Origin of the sequence: Rhodopirellula islandica, from assembly GCF_001027925.1 — a bacterium.
Taxonomy (GTDB): Bacteria; Planctomycetota; Planctomycetia; order Pirellulales; family Pirellulaceae; genus Rhodopirellula; species Rhodopirellula islandica.
Genome location: NZ_LECT01000001.1, coordinates 163276 through 177000, shown reverse-complemented (window position 1 = coordinate 177000; position 13725 = coordinate 163276). Strand labels below are relative to the sequence as shown.

The window sequence follows — 13725 nt, the reverse complement described above, 5'->3', positions numbered from 1 at the left end:
TTCCCGTAGCCGGATTTGCCAGAATTCGGATCCCTGGGAGTTCCGCCCGAAGGCATCCCAACCGGCCTTTCCGCCACGGCGTCGAACACCTCGGTACAATTCGAGACGGAACTGCGGGTGACACGCCCACCGCATTTCAGCGAAACTAGCGTTTCCTGTTGATTCTCTCCGCCCGAGGTCTCTGATGCATCGTCGTTTGGTTTGCTTCGCAGTCGTATGCTTGATTGGTGGAAATGCCTGGTTCCCGTTCGCCAATGCCGCGACGGGTCGCCAGTCCGAAGGTTCGGACACTTCTCCGATCGGAGAGCAGGTCGCAACGTTCACGCTGCCCAACGCCTACGGCAAACCCGTTTCGCTAAGCGATTTCGAGGGCAAGAAGTGCGCGGCGATTGTCTTCCTGGGAACCGAGTGCCCGCTGGCAAAACTGTATGGTCCACGACTGAATGACCTTCAGGAAAAATTCGGAGATCGCGGCCTCCAGGTCATCGGGATCAACTCCAACAAACAAGACAGCCTGACCGAAATGGCTGCCTACGTGCATCGTCACGAAATCGCCTTTCCGATGCTGAAGGACAAAGGCAACGTCGTCGCGGATGCAATGAAAGCCGAACGAACCCCCGAGGTTTTCCTGATCGATGCCGATCGCGTCATTCGCTACCACGGCCGCATCGATGACCAGTACGGAGTCGGCTACGCTCGCGACAAGAAGACACGTTCCGATTTGGCCATCGCGGTGGAAGAACTGCTGGCCGGAAAATCGATCACCCAACCAAAGACGGAGGCCGTTGGTTGCCACATCGGACGAACCAAAGAAGTCGCGGAACTGGGCGAGATCACCTACACCCAACACATCGCACCGATTTTCAATTCACGATGCGTCACTTGCCACCGCGACGGCGAAATCGCGCCGTTCACCCTGACCAGCTACGAAGACACGCAGGGATGGGAGGACACGATCCTCGAAGTGATCGGCAACAACCGCATGCCGCCTTGGTCGGCCAACCCGGCACACGGCGAATTCGCCAACGACGCGCGGTTGTCCGAGGAAGAAAAGGACTTGATTGAACAATGGGTCGATGGTGGGATGCCCGAGGGTGATCCGTCGGACCTGCCCGAACCTCCCGTGTTCATCACGGGATGGCAGATTGGCGAGCCCGATCAAGTCATCCCAATGCGAGACAAACCATTCGAGGTGCCCGCCGAAGGAGTGGTCGACTATCAACGATTCGTGATCGATCCTGGTTGGGACGAGGACAAGTTCGTCATTGCCTGCGAAGCACGCCCTCAAAACCGAGCCGTTGTTCACCATATCTTGGTCTATGTGATCCCGCCGGGCGGCAGGAATGTGGATCTACGAAAGGTGTTGGTGGGCTACGCTCCCGGCAGCACCCCGGTCGATCTGGATGACGGGGTCGCGATCCATGCGGAAGCCGGCAGCAAGCTGTTGTTTGAGATGCACTACACCCCCAACGGCACCGCCCAAAGCGATCTGTCGTACATCGGGGTCAAGTTCACCGACAAAGCCAATGTGGACCGAGAACTGGAAGGCGCCATCGCGATCGAAACAAAATTCAGAATCCCACCTGGCGAAGCCAACCACGTGGTGACGGCGAAGCACACCGTCCGAAGGGACATCGAACTGCTTGGGATGACACCACACATGCACCTGCGCGGCAAAGCGTTCCGCTACACGGCGCACTTCCCCAATGGCGAAGAAGAAATCCTGCTGGACGTTCCCGCCTACGATTTCAACTGGCAGATGAAGTACATCCTGAAGGAACCTCGAAAATTGCCTCGGGGGACCGTCGTCCACTGCCGTGCGGTCTTTGACAACTCGGAATACAATCTGAGCAACCCCGATCCTTCCCAGACCGTTGGATGGGGCGACCAAAGTTGGAATGAAATGATGATCGGCTTCATGGACATGGTGAAGGCCGACTGACTTTCGCAGTCGAACCTCCCAATGCGACCAAGAGCCGATGATGAACCAAGCCATCCGGATACCTTCCACCGGGAGGCTGCTTGGTCTCTCGTTTCTTTGCCTGGCGGTTCTGACGCCGGTGTTGGCAAACGACGGCCCAGCCCAATCGCCCCCGCGATTCGATCCGGTGGTCCGTGAGATCGAAGGCTGGAGAGTGCACATCGAACCCGTTCTCTTGGGTGAAACTGTTTCGGGTGACGATGCTTCCGAGAAAGAACACCGCTCGCTGACGATGCTTGCCAACCATCTGCAACGCATCCAGATTCTGATCCCTTCCGAAACACTTGCGAAGTTGCAACGAGTCGAGATTTGGCTCGAAGAAGAACATCCGAGTCTGGGAACGATGCAGTACCATCCCAGCCGTGGCTGGTTGCTGGCCAATGGACACGATGAGCGACTGACGAAGAAGGTTCACCTTCCGCGAGCAAATCAGCTGTTATCGAAGGAGCAGATGCTCAAGCATCCCGCGATGATTCTGCATGAACTGGCGCATGCCTATCACGATCAATTTCTGAGCTTTGATCATCCGGAGATCATCGCGGCGTTTGAAGACGCCAAGGTGGAGAAACGATACGAAAACGTGTTGCTGTACACCGGCCAAACCGTCCGCCACTACGGACTGAGCAACCACAAGGAATACTTTGCCGAAGGCACCGAGGCTTACTTCTATCGCAACGACTTCTTCCCCTTCGTGCGAGCCGAACTCGAGCAACACGACCCAACGCTGCACGACCTCCTCGGCCGTCTCTGGGGCGAACGCTCCAGCAAGTAGGCCGGACCAAGCGATGCGCCGTTCCGGCACCCCGAGCTACCAACGTGGACTCCTCCGGAGTCATGCATGCACGTTCGCCCTTGGCGAATCCGGCGACGGAGAGCCCTTCGTCACGGCCGAAACGTGAGCCGGTGGTAGGTGCGTTTGAACTCTTTGCGGACCTTTTGCCAGACCGTTCGTTCCGGCTTGGTGTGGATCGTTTCAGCCGTGGCCATGCGTGGGTCGTCGCTTGGATTGGCAACAATCGTTCGGGCGAGTAAATGAAACAGCGTTTCGTGATGCAGCACCCGTTCCCGACTTCGGCGAATCGCAGGCAAACACTGGGAATAGAGATCGCTGTCGAGGATCTGCTGGACGTGCTTGACCGAGCCGTCAATGTCATCGAGATGGAGCGTCACAAAGCTGTCAGGATCGAACCAATTTTCAATGTTGGTGCAACCCGCGTACAACGGCAGGGAGTATCCCAAGAACGCATCGCTGATCTTCTCGCTCCAGTAATTCGGCTCGCAGACATTCTCGAGCGACAGGTGATACGCATGCGGCAAGATCGCGTCGGCTTTGTCATTCACGTCGCGAATCCCGCGACCATACAGGTGCAACCGGTCACCGATCGCTTCTTGCAACCGATGGACAAACCGCAAACGTTGTCGGTGGCCTTCGTGCAACACCTTGGTGGAGATGACGGCGGAGATCGTCGGCGACTTCTCAGGCACGGGCAACGCTTCGAGGTCTTCCAGTCGGCGAAGCGATTCGGTTTGTCGTCCAAAGAACCATGGCAATCCACCATGACTGGGAACCCAAGTCCCCGTGTAACCCGGGATGTTGTAGGGCGAGATCAAAATCCCAAACTGGTTGGCATTGCGGGCACCAATGTCGACTGCAGGAGAAGGCTCGCCGGTCACCAAAATACGCCGAGACCGGGGAATCGTTGTTGGTAGCACCTCGGCGGTCAGGTGAGCGACCACCAACCAATCCGCGTCCTCCAAATCGTGACTGAAATGAACCTGGCGAAGCGGTTCATCACTTGACTCACCAAGCACACCAGATTGGCCAAGCGTCCCTGGGAATGCGGGCAGCATTCGGTGGTAGCTCTCGGCCGCATTGCCAAAGGGAACGATGCCAACGCGGTCGGTCATAACAGGGAGGACAAGAGCGGTTGGAGTTAGGCTGCCTCTGCAAACGCAGGAGCCTGAAGTTGATCAATCCATTGGCAGACGTGTTCGACGCCGACCCGGTTAATGGCTTCTCGATTGGGCGATCCGCCGCGGGCTTTGTTTTCCATTGCCAAGGCGTGTTGCTGGTACGGTCCGCGAGCGGAAGGCGATCCGGTTCCTTCCAGTGGACCATACAAGCCCACCACATTGGCACCAGCGGCGACCGATGCGTGCAAGATCGGTGTGTCTTCCGCGATCACAACTCGGGTCAATGAACTGAGTGCAGCGGCCAATGATAGCGTCATGTCAGGTGCCAGCGAAGCGGCGTCCCCGGCACAAGCCACAATCTGCTCCGCCTTCAATCGTTCCTCGAACGTTCGCCAGGTCACGATGGTGTGCATCTGAAACCGGTCCGCCAGATAGCGTGCGGTCGCGGCGTAGCGATCGAACATCCATCCGACCGACGTGAAAACTCGGCCGGTGTCCATCAACGCCAAGTCCTGTCCAGCCCAACGATGCCGGTATCGCATCGCCCAACCGTGATCAGCCGAATCGACCGGCCAATCAAACCGGGCTCGTGGACGATCCACGGCGAGCGGCGTCAGCAATTCCAACCGACGATCCACCACATGGTGAAACACCGGTGTCACCAACTCGTTGAGCAACTGACGTCGGGGTGCGAAACGTGGCGTCGTGTCCCAACCAATTCGGCGGTTGGCACCGGACAACTGACAAACCAAGGCAGAAACAAAGGAGTCATCACAATCGATGGCCACCTCGTAGGTCTGCGAATCCAGCGTCTGCTTGACGCCGCGGATGCCACGTGGAGATCGGTTCCATCGGGTTGGCAATTGAATGACTTCGTCAATCGCGGCATGCTGCTCCAAGAAGTCAGCTTGCTCCACTCCGACCGCGATCGTGACCTGCGATTCCGGGAAATGCTCTTTCAGCGAGCACGCGACGGGCAATGTCAAAATGCAATCGGAAAGATCACCTGGTTGGCCGAGCAGAATCCGCATGGGAGAGGATGACTCCAGAGACATAATCAAGATCAGTTGAAAAGCAGGATTCGTGCCCCACGCGTCAGACGCGAGACACCACTATCGACTGGAGATGGATCGGAACGCACGAATGCGAGCTCGCGGGGCCAACCCACGAGTGTCCACCGGTTGATCGAGCACGTAACTGCCGACATTGCCAGCCTGGTCCGTGGCATCGATTCGCAAATAGATTTGACGTGGCAACTGAGGGTCCGCGGGCCACACGTAATCGCCCAGGTTTCGCAACCCAGCGGCGATGGTGGTCCAAGGTCCTTCCGGTGTATCACTAAAGGAAAGTGTGATCGGACGCGACATCAAATATTGGTCTTGGCATCGATAGGCGATCACCAACGATCCAGCACGATCGGCTTCCCCGTAGCGGGCCCCGTTGATGCTGACCTCGGGTTCGGTCTGGTCGACCACCACCACAATGTCGGGTGCGTCCCCGCTGAGCGGTCGTGGGCTGGTCAAACCATTGGCGGCGACGACCACGATTTGGAATCCGAAGATGCCTTCGCCGTTGGTTTCGATGTCAAACGGACTGGCTTTGTCGGGATCGGTGCCCCACCGTTTCCAGTTCAGGCCGCCATCGATGGTCCCATACAACTCAATTGCTTCGACGCCGCGGCCGCCAATCGCTTCGATTTCAAAATCCAAGCTGAATCGATTGCTGTCGCTGTGCCGAATCACAGACCGTTCCGCCAACCGTTTGAGGTCCAGTGTTTCACGCGGATCCAACGTGGTTCGCTCCATCGTCGCGGAACTGGCACGCTGCGACTCATATCGCATTTCAGAAGGAGCCTCCGCCGAACGTCCGTTGGACGGATTGCCGGGGGCGTTGCCTGCCGACACAGGATCACGACTTTTGCGATCACCTGTGATCGGTGACCAAGGCGACTGAACCGGTTCTTTGGAACGCTGAATCCCGTCCACCGGCGGATGGGGTGCCGGAGCGTTCAACTGGGACGGCGCGTTCGTATTGAGCCCCGCCGGCGCGGGAATCGACTCCGGCAGCGATGGCCCCGCATGGAATGGCGTCTCGGGTTCTGAGGCGGACGCGTTTCCAGTTGCCCCTGGCGCAGCCCCCTGAGCGGCTGGCATTGGCGGGCCCGCACCTTGTAGACCAGGCCCTTGCGGACTGGACAACTGCGGACTGGACAACTGCGGACTGGACAGCTGCGGACCGGGCAGCAGCGGCGTTTCGGCAACCGGCGAAGGCGTCTGTCCCTGAGGAGCGGGCGCATCGAGCGGGCGCATCGCTTCCGCAGGCGTTTGAGGACGCGCTGGGGCGGGCAAGTCTTCTGCTTCGGGAGTGCGAATGCCCTCGACACCTCCCATCGCCCCGGCGGGAGGCAAACCTGACTGACCAGGAGCCTGACTTCCGCCACCGATGCCGCCTGGAGTCACGGGCGAAACAGATTCCGGCATCATTCCTGATGGCAAGGGCAGCATCTCGGGCCCATCCAACGCAGCAGGACCGCTGGTGGAATGGGACGCCCCGCCCGGCAGATCTCCGAAACCTTGAAAAATCCCTTGCCCAAACGACGGCCCATAGCCATTGGGGCCCGATGCGAACCGGGTGGTGGCTTTCGACGCGACCCGTGGCTTTTGGACCAACTCGCTGACGATGGTTTCGTTGCCGGCGCGATCGAGGGCGCGGAGACGCAGCGACAATTGCTTCCAATCGTCCTCCGGATGCAATTGCAACCGGCCTGTGTTTCCTTCTCGCTCCAAGGTCGCCAGCTGCCACCGGCGGGTCGTGTCGGTCACATAATGGACCGTCAGTTGACGGACTTCGGTGGCGTCTTGAATCGAAAACTTGGCGACCACTCGTCCATCCGCGTCTGCGTCGGCCTGCAGATCGATTTTGGGTCCCTGTGTGTCCACCACCACTTTCAATTCGGGAACGATCGGCCCCGGTGGGTGCGGACGTCCGTTGACATCCAACGTTCGGGTGGCGAACCAAAACGTCCCTTCGCCGGATTCGCGAATATCAAACTGGCGGGCGTCCGGTGGTTGGCGATCGAGCAGCTTCCACTGACCGGGGGCCCCATCCGGAAGACTCCGCGAGCCCACTTCGGCGTACGGGTTGGCTCGCGGGGACGGCAGCGGACGGGATCCGGGCGAGTCCCCCGGAGATGTTTCTGACAGATCCGCCGGATTGGGTTGGTTTGCGGGAACCGCCACGTACAATTGCACTTCGGCGGGTGCCGTCCCCGAGGTCGCAATGTTGAATGGAATTTGAAACGAGTTCGAATTCATGATCACATCGACCACTTCCTGAGCCGATGTGGCCCGCGAATCCGTCACCGTGCCACCGGCCAATCCCGCCACGGCCGCCGCCGCTATCAAAGCACGCCGAAACGCGGCTGAGCGACGGATCAAACGACTTTGGTGCTGGTCAAATCGCATGGTTTGGTCAAAATTTGGTTGGGCGTGAATTTCGAGCGCCACCGCGCATAGACAATCCGTGTTTCGAACATCGGCGTTTCCCGACTGTGGACTTCAACCATTGACCACGAACAATCCTCAAAATCGCTATGACTACGATGTCGTCGTCATCGGAGCCGGTCACGCGGGAACCGAGGCCGCTGCGGCTGCCGCTCGCCTGGGTGCCAAGACCGCTCTCCTGACGACGAATCTGGACACGGTCGGGCAAATGTCCTGCAACCCAGCCATCGGCGGCGTCGCCAAAGGACAAATTGTTCGCGAAGTCGACGCCCTGGGTGGCTTGATGGGCGAAGCGATTGACGCCACGGGAATCCAGTTTCGGATGCTCAACCGCCGCAAAGGCCCGGCGATGCACAGCCCCCGCGCTCAAGCGGACAAAAAGGCCTACCAGAATTTCATCAAGTATCGGATCGAGACCCAACCCAATCTCGACCTGCGACAAGAAACCGTCGAGGACTTGATCACCGAACCGATCGCCGAGGGGCAAGACCGCTTGGCAACCCAGCGAGTCATCGGCGTCCGGGTCCGCGGGGACGCGGTCTATCACGCCCCCACGGTGATCCTGACCACCGGGACGTTCTTGCAAGCGATCATGCACACCGGCAAGTCGCAATCCGCCGGGGGTCGCGCGGGCGAAGGAACCACCGCCGGACTCAGCGGCGCCCTGCACCGAATGGGGTTCACACTGGATCGCTTCAAAACCGGCACGCCGCCACGACTCAACGCTCGCACGATCGATTACTCGGGATTGGAAGAGCAACCCGGTGACGATGACCCGCAGCCGTTCAGCTATCTCAATGATGCGATCCGCTCACCTCAGATGGCGTGCCACATCGCGCACACCAACGAACGCGTGCATGATCTGATCCGAGCGAACCTGGATCGGGCCCCGATGTACAGCGGCCAAATCGATTCACGCGGACCACGCTATTGCCCGTCGATCGAAGACAAAGTCGTCCGCTTTGCCGACAAATCCAGTCACCAATTGTTCCTGGAACCCGAAGGCCGACAGACGTGCGAGGTGTACGTCAACGGCATCTCGACCAGCCTGCCCCGCGACGTTCAAGACGCGATGTTCCGCTGCATTCCCGGCTTGGAAAAAGCCGCGATCATGCGATACGGGTACGCCGTCGAATACGACTACTGCCCCCCGACTCAGCTGTGGCCGCACCTGGAATCCAAAGCGGTTGCGGGGTTGTTCTTTGCCGGGCAAATCAACGGCACAACGGGATACGAAGAAGCCGCCGGACAAGGCCTGATCGCGGGCCTGAACGCCGCTCGTGCCGCCGCGTCCCAAACTCCGTGGGTGCCGTCCCGACAAGACGCTTACATCGGCGTGCTGGTCGACGATTTGGTGACCAGTGGCACCGACGAACCCTACCGAATGTTCACCAGCCGAGCGGAATACCGGTTGCTGCTGCGACAGGACAACGCCGATCGCCGGCTGACTCCTCAGGCCGATGAACTGGGGCTGATCGACGCCGCTCGGCGCGAACGATTCCATCAAAAACTGGCGGAAATCGAACGCGGGACCAAGCTGCTGCAACAATCCAAGATCCAACCCGAAACCGGCCCAACCGTTCGCGGCGACGTCTACCTGCGCCGCCCCGAGGTGACCTGGGACCTGATCGCCGACCAAGTCCCTGAGTTGGCGAGCATTGGAAAAGGAGCCGCCGAACAGTGCGCGATCGACATCAAGTACGCCGGCTACATCGATCGCCAACAAGCGGAAGTCCACAAGCAATCGCGGCACGCCGAAAAAGCGATTCCCGTTTCGTTTGACTACGACCGGATCGGACCGCTTCGAAACGAAGCCAAGGAAAAGCTCACGAAAATTCGCCCGTTGAACCTAGGGCAAGCCAAACGGATCAGCGGGATCACGCCGGCAGACTTGGCCCTCGTGCTCGCTCACATCGAAAACAATTCGCTCTCGCAAGCGAGTTCCCCCGCGTCCGCTGACCACCCTGCGTCATCCGACAACGACACCACTCAACCCACCTCCTCAGCTTCGGATTCCCATTGACCAACGATCCCAACACACAAAGCTCGTTTGCAATGATGTGCTGCGCCCACGGCGCCGAGACTTTGGTCAAAGAACAGATTGCCAGCGAAGGATGGCGTCTGGCTTTTTCGCGTCCAGGCTTTGTCACCGCCAAACACGATCAAAAACGGCAACCACCCACCGGCGTTTTCATTCGGACCGCGTCTCGATCGCTGGGGTCAGCCAAGAACACTCATTCGTCCGTGATGATCGAGAAGCTGCAACAAGCCATCGCGTCCGAGAAGGTGCCGTTTGACCAACTGCATGTTTGGCCGCGAGACCGCACCGCGATTGGCCGCTTCGATTTTGAACCCGGCATCGACGAAGTCTCCGCGGCGGTTGCCGACGAAATCTGGTCGGCTCTGCACGACGGGGCCGCGTCCGGAGGCCCTGGATTGATCTGCGCTCGCCCAAATCAAATCGCCGAGAACGGCCAACGAATCCTCGATGTCGTGCTGGTCGATCCCTCCCAGTGGTTCTTCGGAACTCACGAATCAACCACGCTGCCAACACGCTGGCCAGGCGGGGTTCAGCCCATTGAACCGGCCTACGAACCGATTTCCCGAGCCTACTTCAAAGCGGCCGAATCGATCGCCTGGAGTGGATTCGATATGCGGCCTGGTGATTTGGCCGTGGAAGTCGGAAGCGCTCCCGGCGGAGCCTGCGGCCGATTGCTGGAACTGGGAATGCAAGTCATCGGCGTCGATCCAGCCGAAATGGACCCGCGGATTGCCGACCATCCCCGATTCATCCACTACCCCGCTCGGGCGGGTGACCTGCCACGACGAGTTTTTCGCGGAGCCAAGTGGTTGCTGGTCGACTCGACGGTCAAACCGGACGCCACGCTCAGCACCGTCCGCAACATGGTGGACAGTCGCGAAACGAGCTTCCGTGGACTGTTGATCACCATGAAACTCGGTGAATACGAAAACGCGACCCACGTGGAACGCTGGTGCAATTTCATTCGCACCTGGGGCGTCGAGCGACTGGAAGTCCGCCAATTGGCTCGCAACCGGTGCGAAGTCTGCGTCGCCGTGACAATGCCCGCCTGAGCACTGAGGCGGTCTTTTTCAAAGTGTCCTCTGACTTACCAAACCTTTCAGAGCAGAGATCGGTCCCTTTCCCGACTTCCCAGCGAAAATCAAATCGGGAAGTCGGTGTCTGCTCCGTATCACCAGGTCTCCCCTCGCTTCGCTCGCCCCTCCCGGGGACACCGATTTCATGAAGGAGGCTGTTTCTCGTTCCCAGGCTCTGCTTGGGAACGCAATGCACTGCAGGCTCCGCCTGCTGAAACAGGATCGGGAGGCGGAGCCTCCAAGACGGTGTGTTCCCAGGCAGAGCCTGGGAACAAGGAATCTTGAACCCCAAAAACCCGTCAGTCATTCAACATCAGTCCAGCAGCAGAAAACTTTCACATGAACGCGATGTGCCTGATCTGCCATAAAAACGCTGCAAGGGCCGGTCACAGAGCAATTCACGCATCATTCACACAACGAATCTTGTCCCAGCCCCTCATCCTGCCTACACTTCGCTCGCACAACTTACCCAATCTCCCACAATTTCAAATTTCTCGGTGATTTTGCCGTGACTTTCGGTGCGATTCGGACAAAACTGTTGGGCATCTGAGCAGAGAATCCATCTCGACTTGGATATTGAATGTATTTTAGGCAATTGAGACACCCTAACCAGAGACACACCATGAAACGCTTTGCTGCCCTCGCTGGCATGCTTGCGATGACGATGACCATCGCTGTCGCCCAAGATTCGAACATCAAATTGAATGATCACCTGACGGTTCCCCAGTGGGTGAATCCAGAAGTTGCGGGTGAACTTTCGGGTCGTTTGATTCTGCCTTCAGCAGACGGATCTTCCGAAACGATTGCCGACGCGACCATCGTCATGACCGACGCATCGGGCCAGACCTTGCGTTCGAAGAGCAACGCAGAAGGCGACTTCACCTTCAGTGGTGTGAACCCCGGCGTTTACGCTCTTTCGGCTCGTGCTGATGGCATCTTCGCATGCTGTGCCATGCACGTTGTCGGCGACGACATGGCTTCTTCGGACATGTATCCCAAGACCGCCGAAATCGCTGCTGCCGGCATCGACTACTCGATCATCAAATCGTCGATCATCCGCTACTTGCCACCTGCTGGCAAAGACAGCCTGACTTCGATTGCCAACGCGGACCTGAAGGGCATCTCGAGCCAAGTGGTTGGCGAGAACCTGTTCCGTGTCGCTCAATCCAACGGTGGCATGAAAGGCCGTATCCACATGGCTGGTGCCGAAGGTCGCACCCTGACCGATGCCGGACTCTTGAACATCTTCTTGATCCACGATGGCGAAACGGTTGACCGTGTCGTCAGCAATCGCGACGGATCGTTCGAATTCGCAGGCGTCGAAGCGGGTGAATACTCGATCTTGGCAATTGGATTGTCCGGATTGGGAATGGCTGGTTTTGAACTGGTCGACGAAGCAACCGCCAACACGGAAACGGCTTTGGTCAACGCCAACAACGAAACGTTCGTTGGATTTGGACATCGCAAAAACAACAACTGCTGCTGCCCTCAATTCGCGATGCAAGTCGCTCCATTGCCAATGGCCATTCAAGCTTGCAATGAAGTCGTGATCACAGAATCGATCGTCATCGAAGAAACCATCGTGGACGATGGCATGATCGTCGAAGACGGTTTCGGAACCGCTGTGGATGCCTTCGGCAATCCAGTCGACTCTTTCGGTAACCCTGTCGGTGGTGGCGGATTCTCCGGCGGTGGCGGCGGTGGATTTTCCGGTGGCGGCGGAGGCGGTGGCTTCGGCGGCGGACTCGGTGGAATCGCTTCCTTGGCCGGCTTGGGCATCATCGCAGCTTCGCTGGATGACGACGACGACGACAGCGTCTTCCCACAATTGCCAGCTAGTCCAGTTGCTCCCTGATCAATTTCTTTGATTCAGACAGACACAAAAGGTCGCGGGACCGTCTCAACCCGCGGCCTTTTTTCATGCGCCGATCGTCGGCGGCTTCCCTTTCTGGCATAATGCCAAGCATTCAAACCTTCCCTTCCCCCTCCTCTCGCCCCATTCCCACCAGAGGACCCCATGAGTCTTGTTGAAGGTGCTCCCGCTCCAATCAATCCCGAAGTCCAAGCCGCTGCGGCAAAGGCACTCGATCAGCTCAATGAACACACGCTGAAAACCGTTCATTGGCACTTCAGCGATGAAACGGGATCCCCGTTCTGGTTGGAGAAAAAGGCGGAGCTCAACTTCGACCCGCTCACCGATGTGAAGTCCTTTGATGACCTCAAGAAGTTCCCGCACTTTGAAGACGAATGGTTGCGTGGAGGTCCAATCAATCGCTGGGTCCCCAAGGGCCATGCAGGCAAACCTGTTTACGTCTTTGAAACCGGTGGAACGACCGGGGTCCCCAAGAGCCGGATGGTGATCGAAGATCATTGGAAAGATTACGAGCTGTTCAGCGACACGCTGCCGGACGAATATTTCCCCCAAGGATCCAACTGGTTGATGCTCGGCCCGAGCGGCCCTCGTCGCTTGCGTTTGGCGGTCGAGCACCTCGCTCAACATCGCGGTGGCATCTGCTTCTGCATCGACTTGGACCCTCGCTGGGTCGTCAAGTTGATCAAGAAAGGCTGGATGGAGCACCTCGAAGAGTACAAGAAGCACTGCATCGATCAGGCCATCACCATTTTGACCGCGGGTCACGATGTGAAGTGCATGTTTGCCACCCCCAAGCTGCTCGAATCCCTGAGCGAGGGCTTGGAAGACAAAGGCACGTCCCTGGCAGAAGTTGGCATCAAAGGAATCTTCTCAGGTGGCACCGAGTTCACGCCTCAGTGGACCCGCTTCGCCGTCGAGGAAATGCTGGGTGGGCCGCCGGAAGAAGGGGGTGTCTTCATGACCCCCACTTACGGGAACACGTTGATGGGACTCGCCTGCAGCAAACCCATCAGTGCCGCTGACGGGTACAAAATCAGCTACTACGCCCCCCAGCCACGAGCGGTCACCGAAGTGGTGCAGTTCGACGACTACAACGCGAAAGTGGGCTACGGTGAAACCGGTCGCGTGAAGCTGTACACGCTGACGGATGAATTCTTCGTGCCTGGATTCATGGAACGTGACGAAGGCGAACGGGAACAGCCATTTGAAACTTATCCCTGGGATGGGGTCAGTGGCGTGCGTCCGTTCCACGAATTGGCGGGAGCCACCACCGTCGGCGTCTATTGATGAACGCTGTTGACTGGCTCATCCACCTTCCTCTCGCTCAACCTCCGCTT

The 13725-nt window shown here is 58.5% G+C and carries 9 protein-coding genes; 6 read left to right on the top strand and 3 right to left on the bottom strand.

The window, feature by feature from the left end:
- Window positions 1-184 precede the first annotated feature (184 nt).
- The gene (locus RISK_RS00500; RefSeq protein ID WP_047812284.1) at window positions 185-1942 is read left to right on the top strand and encodes a redoxin domain-containing protein; all 1758 of its coding nucleotides are present in this window, start codon (window positions 185-187) and stop codon (window positions 1940-1942) included.
- Between the two features lie 37 nt (window positions 1943-1979).
- Window positions 1980-2753: a M90 metallopeptidase family protein gene (locus tag RISK_RS00495; RefSeq protein WP_047812283.1), complete on the top strand. Its 774-nt coding sequence runs from the start codon at window positions 1980-1982 to the stop codon at window positions 2751-2753.
- A 110-nt stretch (window positions 2754-2863) separates the two neighbouring features.
- On the opposite strand, the gene RISK_RS27800 is transcribed toward RISK_RS00495, so the two are convergent.
- Genes RISK_RS27800 through RISK_RS00480 form a run of 3 tightly spaced genes read right to left on the bottom strand, consistent with a single transcriptional unit; the run spans window position 2864 to window position 7359 of the window.
- Window positions 2864-3889 carry a glycosyltransferase family 10 domain-containing protein gene (locus RISK_RS27800; protein WP_053061006.1) on the bottom strand — a complete coding sequence of 342 codons (1026 nt, stop codon included), beginning with the start codon at window positions 3887-3889 and terminating at the stop codon, window positions 2864-2866.
- Window positions 3890-3915: 26 nt separating this feature from the next.
- A complete protein-coding gene (locus RISK_RS00485) occupies window positions 3916-4950 on the bottom strand; it encodes a glycosyltransferase family 9 protein (protein ID WP_236695909.1) in 1035 nt (344 codons plus the stop codon).
- Between the two features lie 57 nt (window positions 4951-5007).
- Window positions 5008-7359 (bottom strand): hypothetical protein, encoded by a 2352-nt coding sequence (locus RISK_RS00480; protein ID WP_236695908.1) that lies wholly within the window; start codon window positions 7357-7359, stop codon window positions 5008-5010.
- A gap of 58 nt (window positions 7360-7417) precedes the next feature.
- Here RISK_RS00480 and mnmG point away from each other — a divergent pair, with 58 nt between their 5' ends.
- The 4 genes from mnmG to RISK_RS00460 all read left to right on the top strand — a co-directional run bounded on the left by mnmG (window position 7418) and on the right by RISK_RS00460 (window position 13675).
- Window positions 7418-9421: a tRNA uridine-5-carboxymethylaminomethyl(34) synthesis enzyme MnmG gene (gene mnmG / locus RISK_RS00475; RefSeq protein WP_047812280.1), complete on the top strand. Its 2004-nt coding sequence runs from the start codon at window positions 7418-7420 to the stop codon at window positions 9419-9421.
- Complete coding sequence (locus tag RISK_RS00470; RefSeq protein WP_047812279.1) at window positions 9418-10491, top strand: SAM-dependent methyltransferase; 1074 nt, start codon at window positions 9418-9420, stop codon at window positions 10489-10491. The genes mnmG and RISK_RS00470 overlap by 4 nt, the downstream gene beginning before the upstream one ends.
- Before the next feature lie 646 nt (window positions 10492-11137).
- Window positions 11138-12370, top strand: a complete 1233-nt coding sequence (locus tag RISK_RS00465) for a carboxypeptidase-like regulatory domain-containing protein (RefSeq protein ID WP_047812278.1) — start codon at window positions 11138-11140, stop codon at window positions 12368-12370.
- Window positions 12371-12532: 162 nt separating this feature from the next.
- The gene (locus tag RISK_RS00460; protein ID WP_047812277.1) at window positions 12533-13675 is read left to right on the top strand and encodes an acyl-CoA synthetase family protein; all 1143 of its coding nucleotides are present in this window, start codon (window positions 12533-12535) and stop codon (window positions 13673-13675) included.
- Window positions 13676-13725: the final 50 nt, after the last annotated feature.

What these genes read in the sequence shown, in the direction of transcription:
- RISK_RS00500 (WP_047812284.1), top strand. Translation starts at nt 185, where the DNA reads ATGCATCGTCGTTTGGTTTGCTTCGCAGTCGTATGCTTGATTGGTGGA.
- RISK_RS00495 (WP_047812283.1), top strand. Translation starts at nt 1,980, where the DNA reads ATGATGAACCAAGCCATCCGGATACCTTCCACCGGGAGGCTGCTTGGT.
- RISK_RS27800 (WP_053061006.1), bottom strand. Translation starts at nt 3,889, where the DNA reads ATGACCGACCGCGTTGGCATCGTTCCCTTTGGCAATGCGGCCGAGAGC.
- RISK_RS00485 (WP_236695909.1), bottom strand. Translation starts at nt 4,950, where the DNA reads ATGTCTCTGGAGTCATCCTCTCCCATGCGGATTCTGCTCGGCCAACCA.
- RISK_RS00480 (WP_236695908.1), bottom strand. Translation starts at nt 7,359, where the DNA reads ATGCGATTTGACCAGCACCAAAGTCGTTTGATCCGTCGCTCAGCCGCG.
- RISK_RS00465 (WP_047812278.1), top strand. Translation starts at nt 11,138, where the DNA reads ATGAAACGCTTTGCTGCCCTCGCTGGCATGCTTGCGATGACGATGACC.
- RISK_RS00460 (WP_047812277.1), top strand. Translation starts at nt 12,533, where the DNA reads ATGAGTCTTGTTGAAGGTGCTCCCGCTCCAATCAATCCCGAAGTCCAA.